This is a genomic window from Gimesia sp., from assembly GCF_040219335.1.
Classification (GTDB): domain Bacteria; phylum Planctomycetota; class Planctomycetia; order Planctomycetales; family Planctomycetaceae; genus Gimesia.
Genome location: NZ_JAVJSQ010000021.1, coordinates 88506 through 114651 on the forward strand (window position 1 = coordinate 88506; position 26146 = coordinate 114651).

Sequence of the window (26146 nt, forward strand, 5' to 3'; positions counted from 1 at the left end):
TGCCGATGACCAGTCAGACCAGAATGATTGAGAACTATCAGGCGACCGTCGCGGCTATGACAGATAGCCTTGATTCGTTCTGGGATGTGGTTGACTGGAGCGATGCCCCCCTCCGATGGCGGTTTTTCCGTCCCAGGGGGGCGTTGCTACCTGTTCAGGGATGGAAGATCCACATTTCAGCGAGTGCTCATGAAAGTCAGCGGATGCTCAAAGTGGTAACACCGCTTCTGATTGATGCTGAGGCCGCGTTCAAGTTTCCTCGACATCTCGAAGACATCGTCTTCCTGAATTCAGGTGATGGCGGAATCTCGGTATTGGGAAAGATTGTGACGATCTATCCGACTGATCTTCAACAGGCGCAACAGTTGATACCACTGTTGGAAGAAGTCTGGCCTTCCAGTTGTGGTCCTGAAGTGGTGACCGATCTGCGAAGGCGCTCGGGAGCAGCGGTTTCGTTCCGTTATGGAATCTTTGGGAAATCTCCCGTGCTGACCGATTCGCGGGGGATTCACCAGTATGCCTTGAGCAGTTCTGACGGGACGCTTTATGCTGATAGTCGGGATCGTGCGCCAGACACACTGCCTCCTGATCCTCCTTATGCGGGAGTTCCTGCAGAGGCATGTCCTGTTCGTCCAGGTAAGACCTTTACCGTCGACGATCAGCGCTATTCGGCGTTGCATCAGATTTCCGAAACGGCTCGTGCTACCGTATATCTGGGAATCGACTTGCAGTCATTCGACAGTGTTGTGATTAAGGTTGGCAGACCGGGAGTGGGAGGGAATCTCAGTGGTGACGATATTTCGACACAGTTAAGACGGGAATATCAGTTTTTAAAGCGGCTGGAGTCTCGTGGGGTCTCGCCGCGAGCGATTGCGTTTTCAGCTGACAGGTGGCCGGTTTTAATTACAGAAGACATACGTGGAACGGAGTTGAATCAACTGTCGCGGGAAGAACGCATCCAGAGCCTGCCTCTGCTGGCAGAGGCATTGAAACAGATTCATCAGGCCAATCTCGTTCATGGAGACATCAAGCCGGGAAATGCACTTCTGAGTGATGTTGTCGTGAGATTAATCGATTATGAACTTACTGTAGAGCAGGGGGAAACAGGCAGTCGAGGGGGGACGCGCGGTCACATTGCTCCGGAAATTGATGGAGAGATCGCCGCTGATTTCTCTCGTGATATTTATGCTCTCGCGGGTTGTGTCTTCGAGGCTGTTCTGGGAATTCCTCCAGGACTGTTACCGGGGAATGGACAGCAGCTGGCTGATCTTCTGAAAAATGAAGGTGAGTGTTCTGCAGCAGCAGTGATTGAATCACTCACCAATCCCGATCCTGAAAGGCGTCCCGGGATCGATGATGTCTGCAGAATGTTGCGGGAGTTTGCGGACGATCATCAAGCCGATTCCGTTTCCAGGCTGCCGGGCGAAATACAGGACACGGTTGCCTTACAGCAATGGGCCGATCATGCAGCAAGAAAAGCGGGTCGGCAGATCGATCAGTATTTGAAATCTGAGGGGAACCAGTCCTGGTGGCGAAACTCACACAATATGCGGCACTTTGACTGCGAGGCCATTAATCTTGGTGCTGCCGGCATTCTCCTTGGTTTGGTTTCCATCGATCAGGCCTGTCAGACGGATGAATTCAGCCACCGATTACAAGCGGGGGCTGAATGGCTTGCCAGTCGATCTCCCCGTGGGCAGGCAGCAGGATTGTTTACCGGGAATGCTGGAGTGGCACTTGCACTGTGCACGATTGGCAAACGTGATCAATCGGTGAAATCTATTCAAGCTGGTTTGAATCGGCTGGAATATGCTGCGTTGGATCATCGCGAACTGGATTTATTTTCCGGTTGTGCCGGCGTCATCTGGTCCGCATGCCTGATGGCAGAGATTCTAGACGATGCCTCTCCGATTGACTTAATTCAGCCGACCCTCAAACGGCTCCATGAATGCCGGCACCTGAGAAAACAGATGCCGTTCTGGTCTATCAACAGGGAGAGAGAACCCGACTATCTGGGCTGTGCACATGGATCAGCGGGCATCGCTCTGGCATTCGGAGCACTCGGTCGTCAAACCGATGATGACAGACTGACGGAGCAGGCCATCGACACTTTTTACCGCCTTGCCAGGTATGGGAAGAATGAGCGGGGAGATGCGTTAAGGTCGATTGTTGACCAAGGCGGGCAGTATGCGACAGGGGCCTGGTGCCATGGCGTCGCGGGATACCTCTGGTGCATCTTGCAGAGTGTGGGGGATCACGCAGCCCTTCGGACGGAAATTGACTGGGCCGTGGAGCGTCTGACAGAGAGTCCTGCAGTGGGGACCCCGACGTACTGTCACGGCCTGGCAGGTCAACTGGAGTTGTGGATGATGCTCAGGGAATTACCGCGTTTCCAGGATCTGGCGGAGCAGCGAGCTCACCGGGTTTCGAGAGCATTGCAGATTTTATGTGATGAAAACGAAGCGACCTGTGCGTGGGTTTCGGATGACCCGGAAGTTACCACACCTGATTTATGGGTTGGCTTTTCCGGTCCTGCCAGTGCGCTGGCGAAGTACTCAGCCCGAATCACATCGCCACTGTTGTCTGGCAGTTGGCTCAAAGCCTGCTCGACGTCAGTAGATACCAGAGAATTCGATTCCATTGTTGAACAGGGGATACTGCCATGATCCGAACCGGGGAGTTGAGCTATGCCACTGGCTTTGCTGCAGACGGTGTGGTGTGCTGTCGCGGCCTGCTGGACCGGTCTGGACTTGAATACGCGGAGTCAGCTTACCAGTGGTCGTTGGATCATCCGGGGCCCTTTGCCAGTGAAGTTCTGAGTGGAGTGCCGGGTTCGTTTTATCAGGATCATGCCCATCCGGATGCGTTTCCCCACTATCGCTCTTTGATTGTCGATTCGGGGCTGGCACAGCAGGTTTCTCAAATCTTGGGAAGTCAGAATCTCTGGCTGCTTTACGAGCAAATCTGGCTGAAGGAAGCAGGAGACCGCTTACCGACACCGTGGCATCAGGACTTACCCTATCTGCCCCTGGAGGGAAAACAGATTGCCACGATCTGGATTAATCTGGATCCGGTTCAGCAAGCAGATTCTCTGGATTTTGTCCGGGGCTCTCAGCGGGGCCCACTCTATAACCCGACCACATTCGATGCGAGAGATCGCGCTGCGCAGATGTATGAAGCAGGTGTCTGGCCCGCATTACCCGATATCGAGTCGGAGCGAACGAGGTGGGATATTGTTTCCTGGGGGATCGAGCCGAGCGATGTGCTGATCTTTCATCCGGCCGTGTTGCACGGTGGGGCGGGAACGAAACGGGGAACGCGGCGGCGTTCGATTTCCCTCAGGGTCATCGGCGATGATTCGTATGTGGCTGCACGACCTGAATCTGGTTTAGCCGACGGGGATCGTCAGGAGGACGACAGACATGATCTCGATCCATTTCAGATGCTCGCCGGTGAGAAACCCGGCACATTGTTCCGACATGCTGCCTTCCCCAGAATCGTTTGAGGGAGTGTAGCGTTTCCTGACAGTGTGTCTGACCAGTATGGAATTATCAAATATGTATTTTGCCGGCTATGCGAATCCACTTTCCTTTTGCCCGGGGGAAACCGTTCATGATTCCCGATGCTGACTGGTTTGAAAAGGACATCCAGTATGAATGTGACTGATTGTTCATTCGAAACTTTGTCCGGCCGGTTTTCTGCTCTGGTTCGTTCCTGGCGAGGAACTGTGTTGCCGGACGATCCCTGTGAGCTGGAACTACCGTCGATCACAGAACAGATTCGGCAGGAGGCAGAATTGCGATTCTTTGTCGATGGGACAAAGAACATGGGGCATCAGGTTTCAACATTGACGTTGATTCAACGTTGCATCGCGCAGTGTGACTATCGCGGCCACGTAAGGATTGTTTATGCAGATTACAATAATCCGTTTCTGGGCTGTACTGCCGAGAAGCTGGCTCTTTTATTTCAAGGACTGGATCGAGATCGGATGCATGCCAGTGTTTTCTCAATTGGTTCCTGTGTACATGTCACCTTCTGGCCTTATCACCGTCGAGCTGAACTGCAGCAACGGGTGAGATTCGGATTTACCGGCGGCGCAGATGACATGTCTGTGAATTATGCCGCGGAACTGAATGTTGATTGCTTCTGCCGAATTCAACCTTATTGCTGGGATGACTTACCCGGCCAGAAGGAAGATATTTATTACCAGAGTTCCTGTATCGAGTGTAATGACGGACGTCGATTTTACCTGGTTGATGCGTTACCGGAATTCAAGGCCCTGGTTATCAATTCGCCTGAACCTCCGCCGACTGAGGTGAGTGCGCAGACCTGGAACTGGTATCAAAGTGCTCAGGCATTCGATCTGGAACAGGGCAATAGAGTGCGGAATACTTACGTTCTGCAGCAGCGACTGCAACAAGCAGATCCGCCGTTAATCTGGCCGATCTATGGATTGCAACATTTCAGAGAGCAGACTCCTTTTATCGCCCTCAATTGTGTTTCCGCTGCCTGTCGGTTGATGAAAGGTTCTTCGAAACCAGTAGTGCTGGCGTCCTTTACCCCAGAGGAAAATCTTGAAGAGACCTACAGGCTACTGAATGCTCTGGCTATCGATATGCAGCGGCAGGATTCCGAGTTGAGCAGATTGTCTGAGACCATCCTGCATGAACTTTCAACTGACGAGTTGGTGATCGACGCAGATGTGTCAGCACCTTATCTGGAAGAGATTCGTGGGGAATTTCGAGAATGGATCGAATCGCGGGGGCGGTTGTTTGTACTACCAGGTTTTTCAGCCGCCACCGGGCAATATGAAAACATTTCAGATGCGTTGCAGAACACGCTTCCGCATCTGCAGAAAAATGATCTTCTCTGGATCGGCCTGGGGCCGCAACCTCAAGAAATCTTTCAGGTCTATTATAGTCAGGCAGACATTCCGGGAATTATAGAAGGGCAGGCATCAGTGAATTACCTGCTTTCGAATGGAATTCCGTTCATTCAACTGATCCGGAAAGAACATTCATTTACGAATTGCTATCCTTTGCGCCCTCTGAATTATGATTCCAGTCATGTTGTGAAGGTGTTGAATGGATTTGCTGCGTGGATCAGAGATCGCTGTCCCGATCTGAAAGCCAGCGATCTGAGAGAGGAGTCTGTCCTGGCAGCAGAACTTGTAACGGGGATCTCTGAAAAAAGTGATGGTGAGAACCCCTTCGATGCCTATTTTCAGCGAGTTAAACAGAGCTGTCAACAGCCGGGAAATGACAAGTTTCTGGTCAGCCTGGTTGCACTCAGTCTGCTGTGCAATGAACAGAGAGGAAATGCCAATGCTTCATTCTGAGTCGACACAGAAGTTCGATCGAATTCCTCTGCCCATCGATGATCAGAAATTCAAAGCGGATCCGTATCTGTTTTACAGATCACTTCAGCAGTCGGGAGAAAAGCTGGTCGCCATCAGCTTACCCGGTGGTCTGGAGGCCTGGCTGGTGCTGGATTACGACCTGACCCGGCGCCTGATCAATTCTCCGGATCTGTCGAAGGATTTCAAAAAGTACATTGTGGGAGGATCCGCTGAGGGAAGAGAAGAATCAGCGACAGACCTGCATCCGATTTATCAACATCTGCATACCACCGATCCCCCCGAACATACCTCCCTGCGCTCGTTGCTTGCTACGGAATTCACTCGCAGTCGGGTCTTACAAATGCGCCCTCAAATTCAGGAAATCGCAGATCAGTTGATCGCGGAGATGGCCCCAAGGGGGGAGGCAAACCTGCTACAGGCGTTTGCGTCACCTTTTTCATTGCACATCATCTGCCAGTTCCTGGGGGTGCCGACGTGTGACATTCAGTTGATTGGACAATGGTTACAGAGGTTGAATCAGGCTGATCTGGAGGGGACCGCAGTTGCACATGAGATCGCTGCGAATTTTCAGAATTACCTGTTGGATCTAGCTGTCAGAGAGCGTGGTTCAAATTCTGACACCTTATTCAGGCGTCTGGTAACGCGTCATGCTGATGGTGATCTCTCGGAGAAAGATTTAATATCCAGCAGTTTCCTGCTGTTGTCTGCAGGATACGAGACGGCTATGAATCTGATTGGAAACAGTGTCTTGACACTGTTAACGAAGCGTGGGATCTGGGACGAGATTCAAAGTGGTCAATATGAGCTGGCAACGGTAGTGGAGGAACTGCTCCGCTGGGAGTGCCCATTGGAGTTCAGTACTCTGCGCGTGGCGATCAGGAAGATCGAACTTGAAGGTGTCAGTATTGAGCCGGGGGAAAAAGTGCTTTTCTGTTTCTATGCGGCAAACCGCGACTCTCAATATTTTATGGCAGGAGAACAGCTTCAATTTCAATGCAGGCATGCAACGGCTCACATGTCGTTTGGCTTCGGCATTCATTACTGTCTGGGGGCAGGTTTAGCGCGACTCGAAGGTGAGGTTGCTATCTCATCACTCCTCGAAGCATTTCCCGAGATGCGTTTAAATCCGGAGCAACCAGAACCTCGGTGGCTTCCCGGATTGACGATGCGCGGTTTAGATCAACTCCCCGTTCGATTCGATTCGGAAGGTTTCTTACCTGAGGGAAGAGAATGAGAACGTGAGCTAAAATGAACCCGGCTGGTACTCATCCAGTCGCCACGTTTCCTGACAAACAGCCAATCTCCGGGTGAAGTGATCGACTTCCAGGTACTTCTGCGTGGTGGCGAAGAGGTTTCCGTCCAATGCCAGCTCGATTTGCAGAATTGGCGCGTGGACCTGTTCCAGGAAAATATTTACCGACCCAAGGGCGGAGACGTGCCGACGAAATTCGGATTGACTAGCGGATTATTATTTCCCGTCCGGAGTATTGCCGGAGAGAACTTGCGGGGCGGGGAGACCTGTGGGTTGTTTCGGCCTCGGCGTTTCAGAACTATCGCCGGCTTGTCACCGACCGGATGCAGCGGGATGGATTACAGTTCCGGGTTAATGGTACTTCGAACCCGGTTTATGAGAGTAATCGTCAGTTACAGGCCTGGACCGTAAATGCCTGGCGACATGGGGCGACCGGCCTGGTTCCCTGGCAGACGGTGGATAAATCAGGGAAGGTGTTGCGAAAGGGCGACCAACTGGGCTGTTCATCTTCGATTAAACACCGGAAGCGAAAACGGTGATCCGCCACTCAGCTCGTCACAACACCTGTCGTGAAGCGGAGCAACTCATTGAATTCCTGTTCCTGATTCAGCAGCGGCAGGGCTGGACAGCCAGTCAGATGCGGGCTTTTATCGAGCACTACATCACCTTGACCGGATCGGTGCGTAAGCAAAACGATGACGCTGCAGTGACAGAGGAATACGAACGGAAGACTCCGTTAAATTATGATTGGTTGAGACAGGCATCCGCTGTGCAGTTGCGTTGGTCGTTCATGCTCACGATCAATCAGCTTGCTTTCTTGCTTTTCCTTTCCACGTCAAAGTTGATACCATATGTGCTTTTGACGAAACGCTCATATTAGAACCGCAATTAATAGCTCAAGAAAATGATGACAAACCGAAGTGATCAAAGACTTAATTATCTTGTAGACCTGCTCGATCTTGTTGTTCGTGAACAGGTTGGAGAATCCCTGGCCGATGTGATGCAGAAGATCCGCCGATTGGCGATTGAACGTCGATCCGGGCTTCCCGATGCTGAGAAACGCCTCGTTGCCACCCTGCAAGATCTCGAACCGTCTGAATTGCGTGATGTAATCCGCTGGCTCAGTCTCTTCTTTGACCTGGCAAACGCCGCTGAAGAACGCGTTCGTATTGAAATTCTCAATGAGCGCGATCGGAAATCTCAAATCCCCGGAGCCCCACGGAGCGAATCGATCGCTGCTGCCATTTCGGAATTGCACCAACAGGGACTTCCGGCTGCCGAAATGCAACGCTGGCTCGATCAGTTAAAGATTGAACCGGTGTTCACAGCTCATCCTTCCGAGGCAAAACGACGAACGACGCGCCAGTTACTTCGGGGAATTCGGCAACATCTGCCGGATATCGAGGCCAGCGGCAAGACGGATGTTGAACAGGAACTCGTGGCAGATCTGACAGTTCTGTGGCAAACAGACTTCATCCGTCCAGAACGCCCTCCGGTGATGAGTGAAGTCAGTCGGGGGTTGTACTTTGCCTCAACACTCTGGGACGTTGTACCTCGTATTTACAGCGAACTGAAGCAGGCACTAGGCCAAACTTATCCCAACCACCATTTCGAAATCCCGCGGGTGCTGTCATTTGGAACCTGGATCGGTGGCGACCGGGATGGTCATCCCTTTGTGACCGCAGATGTGACACGTGAAACATTCGTAAAGCTGCGTCGGGCCGCCGTTGAAGGCCACTTGCGAATGTGTCAAAAACTGCGGAAGCTGATCGTGATGTCCGATCAGCAGATCTCTTCCGAACCAATCCTGCGCGAGCGGATTACACGTTGTTGTGAGAGCGCTCCCGATCTCAAGGATAAACTGGCCTCGATCTCACAAATGGAAACGCCCCGGCAGTTTATGCAGATGCTGGAGTTCAGATTGGAACGAACTCTCGATTCGCTTTCCCAGGATCAGCCTGAAGCCGGTAGCTATGAATCTGTCGAGGAATTCCGCGATGATCTGGAAAAGTTGCATGAGAGTGTTCAGAAAAATCGGGGACGAAGAATTGCCGAGCAGTATTTGCAGCCCTGGATCGACCTGGCACGTACCTTCGGACTTCACTTTGCCTGCCTGGACGTGCGACAAAATTCGGTTGTTCATCGCCGCTGTCTGGATGAGGTCGTCTCTTTGCAGAAATCGGACGATCAGGTCAATGCCCTCGATTTTATATCATCGGGCATACCATGCAGCATCGATGTCTCTCAACTGAGTGACGAGTCCCGTGAAGTTTTTGAGACGTTGACCTTATTGGCGGAAGCCTACGATCAGTGGGGATCGGAATCGATTGGCGGATACATCATCAGCATGACGCATTCCGCCCAGGACGTGATGACGGTCCTCTGGCTGTGGCGAACCGCCTGGCTTCAGCATCATGGCGAGGGGCGCGATGTTCCAGCTTTGCCGATCATTCCTCTGTTTGAAACGATTGAGGATCTGCGGAATGCTGCATCAATTCTCGAGCAACTTCTCACAGATGAAAATTACCAGCAGTACCTGACGGAAACGGACCAGCGGGTTCAAATGGTCATGGTCGGATACTCCGACAGTACCAAAGATGGCGGGTATTTGACGGCTTGCTGGGAATTGCATCAGGCCCAGGAGCAACTCGCGGAGACTGCGGAGAAGTATCATATCGGACTGACGGTGTTTCATGGACGCGGCGGAGCCCTGGGACGAGGTGGCGGACCTGCCGCACGAGCGATTCAATCTCTGCCCCATAATTCCGTGGCGGGACGATTGCGGGTAACGGAGCAGGGAGAAGTTCTTTCGGAACGGTATGATGACCCCGTGATTGCGCATCGCCATCTCGAGCAGGTCTTCAACGCCACGCTGATGGTGAGTGCGGGTCCGCGGCAAGATCTGAATCCCTCGTGGGCAGATACCATGGAGCAACTCTCCACAGCTTCGTTTCAGAAGTATCGGGAGTTGATTCAGCATCCCGGTTTCCTGCATTATTTCGATCGAGCGACACCCATCAGTGAGATCGAAACTTTGCCCATCGGATCCCGACCATCCCGCAGAAAGGCGGAACATCGGACTCTGGATGATCTTCGTGCCATTCCCTGGACGTTTGCCTGGACGCAATCTCGTCATCTATTACCGGCCTGGTATGGAATGGGAACCTCGATTCGAAAGTTTGTCGATCAGGATGGCTCGACATGGGCGACGCTTCGTACGATGTACCAGCATTGGCACATGTTCCGGGCATTGATCGACAATGCGGAACTCGCTTTGGCGAAGGCTGATATGCAGATCGCTCAAGAGTATGCCGTTCTGGCCCATGACGAGAGTGCAGCCGAGCTCTGGGAAATGATTTCTACGGAGTTTGAATTGAGTCGTGGTTCGATTCTGATGATCAAGGATAATTCCGAATTGCTGGCTGATGTTGAGTGGTTGAAGAACTCTGTACGTAGCCGTAACCCTTATGTTGACCCACTCAACCTCGCACAGGTCATTCTGCTGGAACGAAAACGCTCTGAAGAAGCTGAAGCAGCAGACAATGACGATCTGGTTCATCTGATTCGAATGTCGATTCAGGGCATTGCTGCCGGTTTGAGAACAACGGGTTAAGTTGATTCCAAAATTCTTTTCTTAGTTCCAGGTCGCTGATCGCTTATGTTGTGTTTTTGAAATCACAGTTTCGTGTGTCGGTTTCCCGAACTGATGAAATTATCTATTCGGATGGATGACGCCTGCTGGGCATGTGTGCCTTCTCCTCAATCGGTCCAGAATCATGATTGGTAGATCATCAAGTTCTGGTTCCGGTTAAGGGGGCGAGGTCACCCCTTTGTGGTTGATCTTCGGTCGCAAGCCTCAGAAGTTCTCTGCGAGCAGACTCTAAGGAGTCGACCAAAGCCGCACCACCATGCTCGTCATTTTCAGCGGCGACAATCTGTAAATCGTTCACGCCGATGAAGCGAAACACCGTCTGTAAATGTGGATCAAGATGGTTATTTTTCTCGTTTCGACCGCCGGGACCATACCCACCATCACCACGGGAGATCACCGCAATCATCCGTTTACCGTGAACGAGCGGTGTATACGGTGATTCTTCGTCATCGGGATTAATTAAGAACGTTCGACCTATACGCACAATCTGATCTATGTAAGCTTTGAATCCGCTTGGCATTCCGAAATTGTAAAAGGGAATCCCGGCAACAATCACATCAGCCAGTAATAGCTCGTCTATCAGTTCGTTGCTCAATCGCAGGGCATCCTGCATTGCCTGACTGCGTTCATTCGGTGGCGTGAATGCCGCTGCGATCCACTCTTCCGTCACATGTGGCAATGGGCTTTGTCCAATGTCACGATACGTCACGGTGCTGTTGGGGTGGTTGACCTGCCATCTTTGTACATAGTCGGCTGTGAGACCACGTGTGTGGGAACGGTCGCTGCGAGGGCTTGAATCAATGTGGAGCAGGTGAGGCATTTCTGTTCTCCTTTTCAACAAAAAGTTTTGGTATCTGAATTACAGTAACAATGCTGGTATAATTGCCATTCACGAGGCAGGTTCAACCGGGCACAAATTTGTGGGGTACTTTCTTTTAAGTAGGGTGCGGGAAATATGAGTGAGATTGATGTAACCGAAGTCTTCGAAAAATGCCTGGGTTGTCGCTACATGGTGACACTGCTCCAACGCATTGAGCAGGGAATTCAACGACCGGGGCAATTGGAGAGGGCAGTCGATGGGATGACTGCGAAGGTCCTTTCGGAACGCCTCAAGCGACTCGTCGAATATGGCGTCGTTGAAAAGACGAGTTACCCCGAAATTCCTCCACGAGTCGAATACACTTTGTCTACATTTGGTCAACGTTTGCTGGAAATCATCGACGAAGTTGACATTCTGCATCAGGAGGCTCGGTTGAAGAAATGACAAACCGCCCGTGGATTCCCGCCTTCCAACTCCAGCATCAGCTGATCGCATAACAGGAAAAAGATAATACCAGCTTGAAGTGGAGAGCATGACAAAGTTAGAGTGGTGAAATAAATAGTCCTGAAGCAAATTCAGACTCAATCCAAGTGATCAATGTAATCTCGAAGTAGAGAGACTCGCATGAAAATTTTCCAGAATCTGTTCTCATCATCCATCATTATAGTTTCTCTGCTGATGCAAACCGCCAGCGCAGCAGATACGGGGAAGCTTTCACTGAAGAAGAAGCAAATGCTCAAAACGATGTCGCCGTTGTTTAAAGCCATTTATCAAAATCCTTCAGGACTGGAAATGATTAAACTGAATGGCGTTTCACCTGATAATGGTCGCACATGGAAGCCTGTAAAGCCCACTCCCGATTTTGACAAAGACCTTCCCTACGGCTACCGACGCAGTCATTACGGCCTCTGGCGAGATCCGGTCAACGGCAACATCGTGTCACTTTTTAACTGTATGGACACACCAGATAAAGATCCCAAGGCACATGAACCACGCTGGCAATGGCACTGGTATTACCTTCGTTACCGTGTCTCGACTGATGGGGGACGCAGCTACCTTTACGACAAACCCATCGTCCAAAAGGGAAAGGAGTATTCCCCCGAGCACCCGGTCGACGGTGTGCACATCAGTCAGAATTGCTTCTTTCTGGGTGATCTCGGCTGTGATCCGATTCGTACCCGCGAGGGTACGATCCTGGTTCCGATGCAAATGCCCCCTCTGGCAGATGACGGCAAGAGTCTTCACAATCCCGGAGGTGGCTGGTACTGGCTGCAAACCAGAATTCTCATCGGACGCTGGACGGATAACAACGATCTCGAATGGGAGTCGTCAGAACCGATCGAGGGTGATGGGAAACGCACCGTCCGCGGTTTGTATGAACCGACCCTGGCTCAACTGCCGGATGGGAATCTCATCTGCGTTATGCGTGGCAGTAATGGAGGCAAGAGTGACCCTTCGAACAAGCTCCCCAGCCGGAAATGGATCAGCGTCTCTAAAGACGGCGGCCACAAGTGGAGCAAGCCAGAGCCCTGGACCTACTCTGATGGAGAACAGTTCTTCTCTCCCTCTTCAATGTCAGAACTGATCACCCACTCCAACGGTCGTACCTACTGGATTGGAAACATCAGTGAGAAAAACTGCCAGGCCAATCATCCCCGCTGGCCTCTGGTCATCGGAGAGGTCGATCCGAAAACTTATGGAGTCATTCGCGATAATCTGGTTGTAATTGATACGAAACAACCTGCTGAGGAGGATGTGAACCTGTCGCACTGGCACGCTATTGAAGACCGCCAGACGGGTGACATCGTCATTACGACGTCCCGGGCGAGTAAGGGTTACAAAAGCCGCACTCCGGTCATTTATACGATCGGTGTGGAAGGAGCCCGTCCGCAGGAATGAAGCGGGGCACACTATTTAGTGTCTTGGTTGCTTTTATGGCCGTTACGACTACGCCAGCACCGTAAAGCGCAACGCAGTCAGTCGTGAGACGAAGGCGTGTTGATGTTCCTCATGAGCCCATGAGTCAGAGCAGATTGTTGACGCGACGCGTGAGCGAGAGATCGGGCTGCCTCGGTCAATATGACCATGAGGCAGCCCCGTTTGTGAATTCTCGCATCGTGTGATGTTACTTAGCAGCACCACCGGGCGTTTTGGAGTGCGCGTTCTGCGGGAAGTCGAAGGTCAACACAAGTGGCTCGTTGCCGGTGTTTTCGATTTCCACGCCGCCGTTATTCAGGGCGGCCTGAGTGATGAACCCGATCTCGGGATAGAGCTCGCCCAGCTTCATATCCTGGTGATATCGCACATTGAGCTTTCCAACACGGCCGCTTCCGCCATTCGTGTGGAACAGGGTGGGGCTCTCCGGGCAGAATTTCGTCTTGGCGCCAGGCTCAATAATGAGACGGAGAATGGAGCACTTCTGATCGCCGAGGAAATCGCCGTACACAATCCACTTTGCATCGACTCCGTCGCCTGCGAATTCTTCAGCAGTGATTGCCGGACGTGAATTCTTCAGAACGAATTCCGGGTCCTGATTCGCTGCGAAGTCGAACTTTTCAACCAGGTACTCCCAGTCTTCGTGCCGATCCTTGGGATAGTCTTCTTCCCGGCAGGCATAAAACGCGTCGGCTGCTCCGATACGTCCGTCAAGCGTCAGGTCCTCAGCCAGGAAGTGCTCATCCATTGTGACATGCAGTTCGTGTGTGCAAAGATCCGTCGGCGAGTGCAGCACGCCGTTGGGCATCACGAAGCCATTATCAATATGCATCATCGTGTGCGGGGATAAATGACGAACCCCGTTGTAATCACCTTTGCCGAAACTCTTCATGCAGTCAAGAAACTGATCTTTCGTGATGAACGGGTACAGTCCCATTGCTGTGGTGTGATAATGGGACGGGCAGACGCCAGGGTTGTCGTAAGAATTGATGTCATAGACTTCCCACTTTGACCAATGAAGGTGATGCGGAATCGGATTCAGATTATCAAACTTCTTGGATACAATCGGCCAGGTCGGGTCGCCGTACAGCGATTTCGAGAAGGCCGTGATCTTCTTACCCATGACCGTTTCCGGATTGGCGAGGATCAAATCCTGCAGCGAGATGACCTGTCCGTTTGGAGTGAGTACGTGCGATTCCCCTTCGCGAAAAGGGGCCTTATTCGTGCGTGTATCGATGACCCCCGTCACGATGGGAACGGTGCAACCCATCCAGATTTCATCGAGCCCCGTACCGTTCATGTAGTCCGGGTAGTACGACTGTGCATCCAGGCGAAGGCGTTTCCCTGGCGTACAAAAAGTCCGGCCAGCGTAACGGTGGAGTAATTGCAATACCCCGTCGGAACTGTTAATGCAATCATCGAGAATCGCATCCGATCCTCCTCTGGTTCCGTCGATGACATCATGTTGGGGGTATTCGTGCAGTTTATCCGCGAGAATTGACGACGAGGCAGTCATGTGTAATACACCTTTATGAGTTTTGAGAAGTGGGCTGGTCCCAAAGAATGTTGTGGAGTGATGATAATGCTAAAAAAGAGTTTCTGTCGCAATTCTGCTTATCATAATAAGAAAAAGACGGGGGATCTAATCCCGCGTCCATAAAACCAGCAAACTCTTTGATATCAAATGGTTACAATGTGAAAACTGGAGGCGGCGGGTTTCCAGTATGGAATTGGTAAACACCTGAAAACAAGTGATTTACGGAAGAGCTGTTTCTCTAATTGAACCTATTTAACTCTTAAAAGTCTCAAAAATCAAGGAGCTGGTAAGTTGGCCTGATTGGTGGCGGCGGGGATCGCTCTTGAGCTGGACTTTTAAGTTGAAAATAATCCTGGTAAGTCCGAGTGAATTGGACATTTGAGAAGAGACGGCCGGCGGGACTATCGATTTGGGGATTTCCTGGATCGGACACAGTCGGAGAGCAAATCGGACATGTTATCGGACGATTGATGATACTCAGCATTTTCCTGCTAAAGGATCAGACAAGTCCCAGAGCCAGTAATTTTGTCTGTGCTTCCGGCGTTAATATGAAGCCACATCCTCCGTAGAAAAGAAGATACGCGGCAGGCGATGACCTGTTTTTATTTGAGATACATAAGGCTATTCGCAGGCGTGAGAACCAGCTCGTAAACACGGTGACTTTCGAAAGAAACTGACGAGTGAAAGTCCGCACCGGGCCTGGAGAAGCTCAGTTCTCTGGCAGCACGATCTTTTTCCATATCCCATCAGTAGAGTACTCAAGCGCCTGTTCCTCATCCAGTGAGACGAGATGCATCCAGTTGCCGCTTAATAGATTCATAATACTTGGATGTTTGGAAATAATTTTTTCGATCAGGTATCTGGGAGCTGCAATTACTATATGTAACCGGATTGGTTTGTGATCGAATCTTGATCCTGTCTGCAGCGATTGCCAAGGCGAGCCTGTTGTCAGATCACCGCGCTTATCAGATAGAATTCCCATGCCCCCCAAGACGTTTTGGAAGTTCAAATTACTGCTGCCAAACTGATGATTATCGACTGCGGAAGCGTAAGATTGCATGTTCTTGCAGTGTGCAAAAATCATCGGGGCTGTCATGATATTCTCAAGCACGATCCCTTCTGGATCGTGACTGTGGTCATAACTGCACAAAAACGTATTGGCTTCAAGATCATTTTCCCGGATGTATTTTTGTGAGGCGATGACGAAGGCCGGTTTCCCCGCCAGTTCACACTCCGGACCTGCTTTTGACCATGCACCAGCTGCTGGCGATAACTCAATCATTGAGTAAGAATTCGACACAGGCATTCGCTCGGTGCGATCTGATTCTATTGCTGATGACTTACCTGTCGACTCTGATACGACTTTTGTATTGTCTGTCTGAGCTGTGAGTCCACGCAGCAGCTGATCGCGAAAAGCAATTTCCGAAGCGCGTAACAGCGTATATCGCAGAAGCTCATCATCATGCGCAGAGGTTGATGATTTAAATGAAATCGGGTGTTTGCTGGGATATTCGCTCCAGTCAATCTCGAATTTCTGAGCTCTTGAAAGTGCTGCATCGTACGCGAGTCTTATCGCCAGCAACCCTGAGAGATCGTCAATCCCTGATTCAATTGCCTGGCATTTTATCCGGGCAGACCAGCAGTGAATCGAAAATGCCTGACACAGTAAATACGTTTCCCAGAGAACTGGTGGAACTTTCAGGCTTTTCAATGAAGAGATTATCGAGATCTCAGGCGTATGTGGAAGCTGAGAAATGTATCTACGCAAACCGGACAGTCCACGGAATTCGAGGTTTCGATCATAGACCGATGCCGATCGCCAGGATTGATATAAAGTCAGCTCCTTCCAGGGGCTCGGCCAGATTGCTTCTCCCTGATCATAATGCATTGCACAATACTTTGAGATTTCGTCATAGATCAATTCTGACCAGTCGGAATTAGTGTTTTGATCCAGCAACTCAGACAGTGTGCGAACCGGTCTGTTGTGTTGCTGTATCAATTGGTCAGGAGCACGGTCCTGGTTGTCCACGTTGTCGGCCAGTTTTTGTAATCGTTCGGCTATTTTCTTCGCGGAGGGAATATGATGTGTACCGACTAGATAATTCTCCAGTTCCTCGATTGCAGACTGGATGTGTTCAATTCCGAATCGTCCGGAATGAAACTCTTCGGCATAGAATTCCAGAGGCATCAGGGTGTCATAGTCTGAAAAAATTCGTAAATACTTTCGAGCATTCAGGAATGATCGCTCACAGATTCCATGATAAGGATTTACAGCTACCTGATCTTTGATAGGCGTGACAGATGAAATCACTCGTGAAACAACATGAAGTGCTTCGGAAAGGTGCTCTACCAGGTGTACCTGTGCAGGAGAGTATCTATTCAGCAATGTGGGCAAAGGAAAATATGTTGATTCAGATTTCTTTTGTGACATTGTGGCACTCTTTCCAGTAGCTTTGATTGATATCCGACTGCAAAAAATGATCTGGCAGGATTATTGGCTGACAGGATTTTATAAACGTTGTCCGAGCATCATCTCATCAAAAAATAATTGAAGACTGTTTAATCCAAGTGGTTGAGTTCACTTGTTTTCTGGAAACCGGTCTGTGAGCCCGGCGTAGAGCAGGGTCAAATCAATTACAGCAGGCATTATGGTTTCTTTTGAAGCAAAAATTGAAATTATAATACACGTATCATAAAGCACGAAATAAAATACGTCAATAATATTTCGTCATATGTTTAGAAGATCTTGAAACATTTTTCTGAGATGAATTGAGAAGACTTCTGTTCATCGAGAAATTAGAAAAAGAAGTTCCTGGCTGTCAGGCGTTAACAGATCGTTGAGGGAAATGTATTGTAAAAACTGGGATGGTGCCGGACGTCTTTGACGTAACTTGATAATGGTTTTGATCAATATGGGGTTATCGGACGAGTTCTCGTTGAAAGAAAAAACTCGTTATGAGAAACCGTTTACGGGTTTATCCACTAATAAACTGTAGAATTTCTGTCTGTTACGACATTCTCTAGAATTTTGCGCGAGTTCCGGACACTCTCATGCCGCGATATTATGAAGATCTCTTTCCCCGGGCACTTTGAATCACCAGAATCTGGATATGTTCAACAGCAAACGTAGGCAACGCAGCTATGAACATCGACTGAAGGAACTCGTTCGATCCACTGGCAATATTGACGTCGCTCTTCAGCGTGGGGGCCTTCGATTTTACGGCCCGAGGCTGGCTGACGAAACGATGTCGGATGTAATTACCGTCGACGTTTTAGATCTGAGTCTGGAGGAACTGCAATGTGAGATGATTGCATTGCGTCGTCGCAATGCTCGACTGATCGCTTTGCTGCGTCTGATTAACACTGTAATGTAAGTGACTCGCTTCACCCTGTCACAAATTCGGCTTCCGCTGGAAGCCCAAAAGCTCCGTCGGACTGAGTATACCCGTCTGAACCCATTACTTTCATAAAACGCGCTGCAGCAGATATGAAAACAACTGTCCGACTGTCTGGAATCATGTGAGGAATCAACGGCACAGACACTCATGCCTGGTCTTTGCCCGGCAGACGGAGTAATCCGTTTCCTGGATTATCAGGCTCAGCGTTTCCGATTCGCAGGAAATTTCGCACTAGAATTCTCATATTTAGAACTGGATATTAGTTGCTTGCTTTCGCTTAAACAGGCTGTTAATCTTATTCGCGTGGAGAGTGAGCAGATTACTTATTAGCATTTGGTACCGTGTTACGGTATCTACGGGTTCGTTCATGTTCACTCGGCTCCTTTTAGCGAAATATCATCACGCACGCAGGTGGATCGGCCTGTTTGTGTTGATTTCAATTGTGTCTTCGCTGGTGCCGCTCCCATTGAGTCTTTCTTCTCCCGTGGAAAAAGATCTTTCCACTCCTTTCCCCTGCCAGAATCGTCCTTGTGGCTGTCAATCTGCAAAACAGTGCTGGAAATCCTGTTGTTGCTTTACGAATCGTGAAAAAATCGTCTGGGCCAAGGCAAATCGCGTCGAGGCTCCCGCTTATGTTGCTCAGGCTGCTAAGAAAGAAAGCAGGGAAACAGCCTGCAGTTCAGGGAGTTGTTGCTCTGAGAAGAAGCAGCATGCAGCGGATCTTCCGGTGCTCAATGAAAATCACCCTGGCTGCTGTACTTCGGCCAAGGCTGTTACAACTCAATCTGAAAAAACAGCTGCAAGTAACACGGACAACGGTCCCGTGATTGGTCTGTATGCCCAGAAATGTCAGGGGCAGGGGACCTTCTGGAACAGCCTTCCCTGGGCGATCGTGCCTGGCTTACAGGCAGAAGTACTGGTCTTTGCTCCGGATATCTGGAACCCTTTCTACTCGGTGAAAGCGCCAGAGAAGGCGCTTGAGCCCCCCACACCTCCCCCACGCATCGTCTGAGTCTGGTTCTCTGTCGAGTCCGAATCTTGCCTTCTGGTTCGTAACAGACAGTCGTTTTGCGCCTCGCTTTAAGTAGCAGAGAGCGTGCGGCTTGTGCTGGCGCGCTTACGGTGGGCATAGACTTACTCTCCACAAAGTTCGTTTTGATCTGCTGTGAGCGTGCTACCACTGGCCGCACTGCCTCCGCCTATCAGACTCGACATCCCGCTTTGGTATTCATTCTCAACTGGTTGTTCTGATGTAACAGATGTTCTCAGAACGAAGCAGAACGCTCTTTCTACGTCCGGATATATCTAATGAAAAAATGCTTTCAATATACCAATTCAGAACCGCAGACGATTCGTCGCGGCTTTACACTGATCGAACTACTCGTGGTCATTGCCATCATCGCAATCCTGATCGCCCTGCTGTTACCAGCAGTCCAACAAGCGCGGGAAGCGGCAAGACGTACGCAATGCAAGAACAACCTCAAGCAACTCGGACTGGCATTACACAACCATCACGATGCTTTCCTGTATTTCCCTTCGCAACGCGATCAGGATGAAGCTCCCGTTGATCCCTCCCATCAGAGTTTTTACCGCTGGTCTCCATTGGCGATGCTGACTCCCTACCTGGATCAGTCCAATATCTATAATCAGCTCGATCTGAAGTCCCCCCTGTATCTCTACAGTTCTGGTCCCCCGCCTTCCGTGACGACGAATCCTGCGCTGTCTGGTGTTGTGAGTACGAAGGTTCCTGTATTTCTCTGTCCTTCGGATATTCACGAACGCGTCAGTAATACCTGGGGAGCGACGAATTATGTCTTTTGTCAGGGTACGGGACAGGATGGCGGTGCTTATGAGGACACTGACGGAGCGTTTGCCATCGATTCTCGAACGAAGGCCCGCGATGTTACAGACGGACTGTCAAACACGGTATTCGTCTCCGAACACCTGATTGGAAGTGCTGCTTCCGATTCGACGCGGGGCGTGGCTAACAGCGGCTCCGAATGGAACCTGGCTTCTGTCTGGAATGCGTCTGCTACGGCCGTGGAAGATTCCTGGTGTCTTGATAACTCGGCGACAGTGACGTTTCAACGGGGAGAGAAATGGGCTGATGGTTCAGTTAATGATACCGGCTACAACCATTTCCGAAATCCCAATTCCCGTACCAATGACTGCTATTCACGCTATTCCTCTTCGAAAAGTGCCCGCAGTCGCCACGCTGGTGGGGTGAACGCCCTGCTGGGGGATGGCGCTGTGCGGTTTGTGAGTGAAAACATCAGCATTGAAATCTGGCAGGCCCTGGGCAGTGTTTCCGGGGGCGAAGTGATTGGTGAATTTTGACAGACATCCCGTGTGCAGGGGACGATCGCTCCCGCAAGACGTCCCTTGACTTATTGATACAGGAAATCAAATTATGAGACTTCAAATTGTACTTACGTTGTTATTGTTGTTTTCCTCGGCACTCTCAGCCCAGGATCGCTGGCCAGGATTTCTGGGCGTGGGGGCCAGCAGCATCTCAGCATCATCGATTCCCACGGAATGGGCGCCCGATAAAAATCTGGCATGGCAGGTTGCGATTCCCGGTTATGGACAGTCCAGCCCCGTCATCTGGGGAGAGCGGGTTTTTGTGACATCTGTTGAGGGGGAAAATAAAGAGATCCTGCACGTGGTGTGTTATTCACTGCGTACAGGCAAGCTGCTCTGGAAGCATTCTCAATCATCAACTTTTCCCGAGAAAAACAGTGTCTACATCAGTCGGGCTGCACCGACGCCTGTGGTTGATGCAGATGGAATCTATGCGTATTTTGAAAGTGGTGATATCGTTTCGCTGACACATACCGGACAACACAACTGGTCTGTCTCATTGAAGGAACGTTTTGGCGCTCCTCAGAATAAATTTGGTCTGGCAGCCTCCCCGGTCCAGTTAAAAGACCGGTTGATGATTCTGATCGATGATGAAGGCCCCTCCTGTCTGACTGCGATCAGTAAAGCTGATGGTAAGACTCTGTGGAAAACGAATCGCAAAAGTCGGGTCAGCTGGAGTTCTCCCATGCTGGTTCCCTTCGACGATTCGGTTCAGGTGGTCTGCAGTTCCGCGGGGAGTCTGGATGGATACGATCCTCAGAGTGGAAAGTTGTTATGGAGTTTTAACAAAGTGGGGGGGAATGACAAGACAACTCCGCTACCTGTCGGGCAGGGGGCGTTCCTGGTGGGGGCCTCACCTGGACGCTCAGGAGAAAATAACGATTTGGCGAAAAAGTCCAATGGACTCTTTGTCGTAAAGCAGAGTGGTAAGGAGTGGATTCCCCAATATGGCTGGACGAACCCCGGTCCCGTTCCTTCCTGGGCATCGCCGATGATGTATCGTGGATATGCGTACTGGGTCAATCGTGTGGGAGTGGTATATTGCCTGGACATTAACAATGGACAGGTGGCTTATACGGAACGGCTGAAGCAATCCTGCTGGGCGACTCCTGTAGGGGTGGGAGATGATGTTTACTTTTTTGGTAAAGACGGGATCACCACAGTTCTCAAATCTGGAGCCACGTTTGAAGTTGTCGCAGAAAACAGACTGTGGACAGACGATGCGCCTCCTGTAAATCAGGTACCTTCCGCTGAAGAAGAATCAGAGGACCGCCGCCGTTCCGCGGCCCTGTTTGCCCGACCGACTGTCTATGGCGTCGCGCTAGTGAAGGACTATCTGGTACTCAGGACAGGCAGTCAGCTGTTCTGTATTCAATCACCGCTTTTAGCCTCATTAGATTGATCGTGGGAATATCAATCGGGACGCCAGCAGTCTCAGGTTCATGATCAGTTCGGACTGGTAGAAGTGAAGGTTCGAATCAGGACTGAAGTACCACCGTCAAGATTGTAACAACATGCTGGCGCCGATAGTCACGTCAATAAAAACTCTTTCCTGAAGATCTGAACCAATCAAATGGCGCTTGTGAAATGACAAAAAAGAAAAAAAGTTCCCCCGGGAAAAAAATGAAGAATCCAGCGACCAAAGTGAAACGAAGTCTTGGTACAGAACTCTTTCTGGGATTTCTGGGCTGCGTGGCTTTGTTCTATATCCTGATTATCGTCTATCACTTTTCCACACCCATGCAGCGGGCAGAGGCAACAGAGCCGGACTGGCTGGAGCAGTGCCGGCTGTTCTGTGCTGAATATGGGCTTGTCTCTACGGGAGATATCAAAAAAGATGCAGAGGCTTACCTGGAAGTAACAAACAGGGAAACGCTGTCTGCGTCATTGAACGAGATTCTGTCTGATTCTCAATTTGACAAAGCGGAAACACAACAACATCCATTTCTGCATCGACAGGGGACCGACTTCATTTTACCGGATGTGGAAGGGCAAGCGGTATCACTGGAGTCCTTCAGGCTCAAGAAACCTGTCATTTTAGTTTTCTACTATGGCTATTACTGCAGTCACTGTGTCGCTCAACTGTTTGCTCTGGAAAAAGACCTCGCGTATTTCCATGAGATGGGGGCCGAGGTGATTGCAATCAGTGCTGATTCGAGTGAGTCCACGCAAGAGAAGTTTGGAAAATATGGGAGTTTCAGCTTTCCCGTCTTATCCGATCATGATTATCGAATTTCAGAAGCATGGGGTGTTTACACCCGCCCCTCTCAGGAGCAGGCCGCAGATTTATTGCATGGAACGTTCGTCATCAACCAGGCAGGTGAAGTGGTCTTTGCAAATCGTGGCCATCAGCCATTTGTGGATAACAAATCGCTTCTCCACTGGCTGGCAGAACTCAAGCGGGAATCAGCAACCCAGGTCGCCGATACCTCTGGTGATGCTACATGACAGAGGCGACGAGACTGAAACCGGTTGTTTCTTTCTGTCTTTTGAAGTGATTAATCAGTCTCCAATCAAACTCCAGATAAACTGTGGCAAGGAAAACTGGAAATGAAAAATTCCCCTACTTACGGCAACGTAACCGTACGAGGATTTACACTTATTGAACTACTGGTGGTGATTGCCATCATTGCGATTCTGATTGCGCTTCTGCTGCCCGCTGTGCAACAGGCGCGTGAAGCGGCCCGGCGTGCGCAATGTAAAAACAACCTGAAACAACTGGTGCTGGCAATGCATAATTATGAAAGTGCCTATACCCGTCTGCCCAGCGGTGGTAACGGTGGAGGCAGCACTATGGCCAGCAGTGATGCTTTTTCGGTGCATGCCCGTCTGTTGCCGTTTGTGGAACAGGCAAATGCACAGAACGAACTGGATTTCAACCTGCCCGTGCTGAACGGCAGCCCGCCTGCATTTCACAATCCTGCTTCTAAGATCCTGATTTCCTTTTTCATGTGTCCCAGTGACAGCGCGCCACAAACGGCGGAAGTTATGTTCGGGTCGATGTCGTTTGGGACCGGGTTGGCAGGAACCAACTATGTCGGGAATACCGGAACCGGCATTTCAGGTGGAGGAAAAGAGTATTACGATCCTGCTTTTCCCACAGATGGTATCTTTTATTTTGACAGCAGTACACGCTTTGCAGATATCACCGATGGGACAACCAATACGATGATTATGGCAGAAGCACTGCGTGGTCCCGGCAGTGACCTGTCTGCGACTCCTTTATCGGGACTGCAGAAACCATATCGTGTCGCCGCCAATCTGAGTTCGGGGCGATCTCGAAATGGTACTGCCCCGGGGGGAGTTTCTCCTATGTTCAGTGAATCCGACATTCAGTCTGCTACGAGCTGGAGGGGAGATCGAGGGTTTCCCTGGATCTGGGGTCAGGCGAGCGCAACGCTGTTCAACACATATTTGGGGCCCAACGCACATCTACCCGATGCATTTGCACACAGTCGAGGCTGGTTCGCAGCGCGCAGCCTGCATCCTGGCGGCGTGAATATCGGTCTCGCGGATGGATCGGTCCGCTTTGTCAGTGAAAATATCAACCTTGACCTCTGGCGCGGTCTGTCCACGCGCGGGGGAGGAGAGGTTCTTGGCAATTTTTAATTCAGTCATCCGGGCGAGGTTTTAAAATGAATCACAACAAAAACAGAAGATCAAAACATAGATATAGGCTGACTTTCATCTCGATGGGAATTGTCATCAGCATGTTGATTGTCTGTTATTGAAATCACGGCAGTTTGGTATTGTTCGATCCAGATCGTACGTGACTCAGTCATGCTTCACTGGTATTGGGATGTATTTGATCTTCGGTAACAAGGAACGGCGTGCCACGATCATTTAGTGATTTTTATCCTGGAGAGTACGGTCCAGCCATCGACCACCGGTAGATCGTTGGCAAATCTGACCGCAGGACGGTTCTGCCACGGGTCCCGGATACCAAGCGCCATTCGATATTCTCCGGGCTGTACGTCGAAGGAAACGTTCGCCGACTCCGAGAACTCACCCGGTTGCCAACCTCTCACGTCCCAATTCGTTTTCTTACTCATGATGATCTCACCTGACGAATCAAGCAGAGCCAACTCGACCGCCCAGGGATAGTAGAAGGGCGCGACCCCGTTGTTTTGCCCTTTGAGAGAAATCTTGATGGCGCTGTTGGCTTCAGCCACTCTCGTATGACTTAATTCAGTCAGTTGGAACTCGTATCCCATCTTTCGTATGAGCGCCTGACTGCGCTCCAGGAATTCTTCACTGTCTGATCGTTCCAATGCCGGGCAGTACGGCCCAATCCACGAAAAATGGGCTCGCTCCAGCATGGTCAGCGTCGTGTTGTATTGACTGCCAAGCCATTGTTTTGCTTTATTCGGGACCATCTCGCCGCCAATGACGGCCTGCTTCCAGTTGTTGACTCTCCCGGACGATCTGACTCCCGACAGGAAACTCCAGTCTTTACCATTGTCGGTGTCCTCGGGAAACATGTCGTCGTGAAATCCGATCCACGACTGCTGACCGGCGTAATCACGGGCGTAGCGAACCATCAATGACTTGTCAGGAAACGCCTTTCGGTAAGCGTCGATGATCCGTCTTTCTGTTGCGGCCGTAGCGTAGAGTTCCTCACGCGGCCACGTATGCCATTCTCCCCAAAATCCGAGCAGACCTAGTTGAATGAATCCGATGCGTGGATGCTTGTTGTACCGTTTACCAAGCGCCTCGATAAGTCGCTCCATGGCTGTGATCATTCTGGGATCGTTATAGTCTGGAGAGAGTCCGCCGCCATGTGCCTTGTACGGCGTCTCCTTGACTCCAGCTTCTCGGATCCAGACTGGCAATCCTGACGGTAACGAGGGATAGTCGATGTAAACACGAAAAATGATATGCTTGCCTTTGGCTGCCTCCACATTCCATGATTTCTCCCAGGCATCGAAGCGATAGTTCCCCGGGGTTGGTTCAAGTTCACTCCACGGGACGTACAGAAAGACCATCGAGTACGGTTGGCGTATTGTCCCCGCGTCTGTGTACGGGCACCATCCTTTCAGCGGATTGTCGAGCGGTCCCGGTTGCGGCAGTGGCCTGACAACCATTTCTTCGGCGTTAAGGCAGACGGAGCCCATTAATAAGAGCAAGACCGATGAAGTGATTGCCGTGATCAATCTATGTTGCATAAATCCAAGATTTCCTCTGCAGGGGATTCAATATGAAGCCGGAACTGCTCCAGACCCATTTCGAGTGCCAGTTTAACATCGCCGCCACCTCTGAGTCTATCGCCTGATAAATTATATGGCGTTTGCTTGCCGTAGCTGCAGATGCGAAACGCAGCAGTGCTGTATCAAACGGCCCTGGAGACGACGCCGATTCAAGATTGTGATTTCCCGTTAACCGGGAATGAAGGCCGTCTACTCCCTTTATAACTGGCAATAGTCCCTGTGCAGCTTAGAAATATTCATCTTTAGAATCACAGTACTCTCAATAAAATAGTGCAATCCAGATCGTCTCTTGAACCCGCACCTGTCAAGTATCGATCGGAAACCTGATTTCGTCACGATGACTGACAGTGTCCCGCTGTGTTGAGTTTATGATTTTGTGAAACGGCGTGGGGGAGTCAAGTGGAATGGGTGTGTTGACCTGCTCTGAGTGTGCAGTGAAGAGGCTTGAGTCTGTTGTGAATTGCTCTGAACATGCTGCGAAATGATTTGAAAATTTACGAGACATCGAGAACCGGTTCATTTTGTTCCGGTGAAAAGCGGGAAAAATCGATGGCGATTCAGGTGCTTCTGAGTCACAAGTGGGACAGGTTCCAGTGCACACTTCATCCGCCTCGCGCGCGAAGCA

General features: G+C 50.6%; 18 protein-coding genes. 14 read left to right on the forward strand and 4 right to left on the reverse strand.

Annotated features, from left to right (window positions below):
- Window positions 1–5: 5 nt before the first annotated feature.
- From RID21_RS18625 to ppc, 6 genes are all read left to right on the forward strand, one after another.
- Entirely contained in the window at window positions 6–2666 is a 2661-nt protein-coding gene (locus RID21_RS18625; protein WP_350191415.1) for a class III lanthionine synthetase LanKC N-terminal domain-containing protein, read from the forward strand.
- Window positions 2663–3505 (forward strand): phytanoyl-CoA dioxygenase family protein, encoded by an 843-nt coding sequence (locus RID21_RS18630; RefSeq protein WP_350191417.1) that lies wholly within the window; start codon window positions 2663–2665, stop codon window positions 3503–3505. The genes RID21_RS18625 and RID21_RS18630 overlap by 4 nt, the downstream gene beginning before the upstream one ends.
- A 147-nt stretch (window positions 3506–3652) precedes the next feature.
- Window positions 3653–5338: a hypothetical protein gene (locus RID21_RS18635; protein WP_350191419.1), complete on the forward strand. Its 1686-nt coding sequence runs from the start codon at window positions 3653–3655 to the stop codon at window positions 5336–5338.
- Window positions 5325–6593 (forward strand): cytochrome P450, encoded by a 1269-nt coding sequence (locus tag RID21_RS18640; protein ID WP_350191421.1) that lies wholly within the window; start codon window positions 5325–5327, stop codon window positions 6591–6593. The genes RID21_RS18635 and RID21_RS18640 overlap by 14 nt, the downstream gene beginning before the upstream one ends.
- A 553-nt stretch (window positions 6594–7146) precedes the next feature.
- Window positions 7147–7491: a hypothetical protein gene (locus RID21_RS18645; protein ID WP_350191423.1), complete on the forward strand. Its 345-nt coding sequence runs from the start codon at window positions 7147–7149 to the stop codon at window positions 7489–7491.
- 27 nt (window positions 7492–7518) lie between these two features.
- Window positions 7519–10224: a phosphoenolpyruvate carboxylase gene (gene ppc, locus RID21_RS18650; RefSeq protein WP_350191425.1), complete on the forward strand. Its 2706-nt coding sequence runs from the start codon at window positions 7519–7521 to the stop codon at window positions 10222–10224.
- A 178-nt stretch (window positions 10225–10402) separates the two neighbouring features.
- On the opposite strand, the gene RID21_RS18655 is transcribed toward ppc, so the two are convergent.
- Complete coding sequence (locus RID21_RS18655) at window positions 10403–11083, reverse strand: FMN-dependent NADH-azoreductase (protein ID WP_350191427.1); 681 nt, start codon at window positions 11081–11083, stop codon at window positions 10403–10405.
- 135 nt (window positions 11084–11218) lie between these two features.
- On the opposite strand from RID21_RS18655, the gene RID21_RS18660 reads away from it, so the two are divergent.
- Together RID21_RS18660 and RID21_RS18665 are read left to right on the forward strand one after the other, a co-directional pair.
- Window positions 11219–11527, forward strand: a complete 309-nt coding sequence (locus RID21_RS18660; RefSeq protein ID WP_350191429.1) for a winged helix-turn-helix transcriptional regulator — start codon at window positions 11219–11221, stop codon at window positions 11525–11527.
- A 180-nt stretch (window positions 11528–11707) separates the two neighbouring features.
- Entirely contained in the window at window positions 11708–12982 is a 1275-nt protein-coding gene (locus RID21_RS18665; RefSeq protein ID WP_350191431.1) for a sialidase family protein, read from the forward strand.
- 226 nt (window positions 12983–13208) lie between these two features.
- Here the strand turns inward: RID21_RS18665 and RID21_RS18670 are convergent, their stop codons facing one another.
- The gene (locus RID21_RS18670) at window positions 13209–14534 is read right to left on the reverse strand and encodes a hypothetical protein (RefSeq protein WP_350191433.1); all 1326 of its coding nucleotides are present in this window, start codon (window positions 14532–14534) and stop codon (window positions 13209–13211) included.
- A gap of 730 nt (window positions 14535–15264) precedes the next feature.
- A complete protein-coding gene (locus RID21_RS18675; protein ID WP_350191435.1) occupies window positions 15265–16986 on the reverse strand; it encodes a putative inorganic carbon transporter subunit DabA in 1722 nt (573 codons plus the stop codon).
- Between the two features lie 814 nt (window positions 16987–17800).
- On the opposite strand from RID21_RS18675, the gene RID21_RS18680 reads away from it, so the two are divergent.
- The 6 genes from RID21_RS18680 to RID21_RS18705 all read left to right on the forward strand — a co-directional run bounded on the left by RID21_RS18680 (window position 17801) and on the right by RID21_RS18705 (window position 23923).
- On the forward strand, window positions 17801–17929 hold the full coding sequence (locus RID21_RS18680) for a hypothetical protein (protein WP_350191437.1): 129 nt from the start codon (window positions 17801–17803) through the stop codon (window positions 17927–17929).
- Window positions 17930–18320: 391 nt separating this feature from the next.
- Window positions 18321–18965, forward strand: a complete 645-nt coding sequence (locus RID21_RS18685; protein ID WP_350191439.1) for a hypothetical protein — start codon at window positions 18321–18323, stop codon at window positions 18963–18965.
- A gap of 296 nt (window positions 18966–19261) precedes the next feature.
- Window positions 19262–20290: a DUF1559 domain-containing protein gene (locus RID21_RS18690; protein WP_350191441.1), complete on the forward strand. Its 1029-nt coding sequence runs from the start codon at window positions 19262–19264 to the stop codon at window positions 20288–20290.
- A gap of 73 nt (window positions 20291–20363) precedes the next feature.
- A complete protein-coding gene (locus RID21_RS18695; protein WP_350191443.1) occupies window positions 20364–21716 on the forward strand; it encodes an outer membrane protein assembly factor BamB family protein in 1353 nt (450 codons plus the stop codon).
- A 221-nt stretch (window positions 21717–21937) separates the two neighbouring features.
- Complete coding sequence (locus RID21_RS18700; protein WP_350191445.1) at window positions 21938–22762, forward strand: peroxiredoxin family protein; 825 nt, start codon at window positions 21938–21940, stop codon at window positions 22760–22762.
- A gap of 102 nt (window positions 22763–22864) precedes the next feature.
- A complete protein-coding gene (locus RID21_RS18705) occupies window positions 22865–23923 on the forward strand; it encodes a DUF1559 domain-containing protein (RefSeq protein ID WP_350191447.1) in 1059 nt (352 codons plus the stop codon).
- Between the two features lie 230 nt (window positions 23924–24153).
- Here the strand turns inward: RID21_RS18705 and RID21_RS18710 are convergent, their stop codons facing one another.
- On the reverse strand, window positions 24154–25479 hold the full coding sequence (locus tag RID21_RS18710; protein ID WP_350191449.1) for a DUF4832 domain-containing protein: 1326 nt from the start codon (window positions 25477–25479) through the stop codon (window positions 24154–24156).
- Window positions 25480–26146 lie beyond the last annotated feature (667 nt).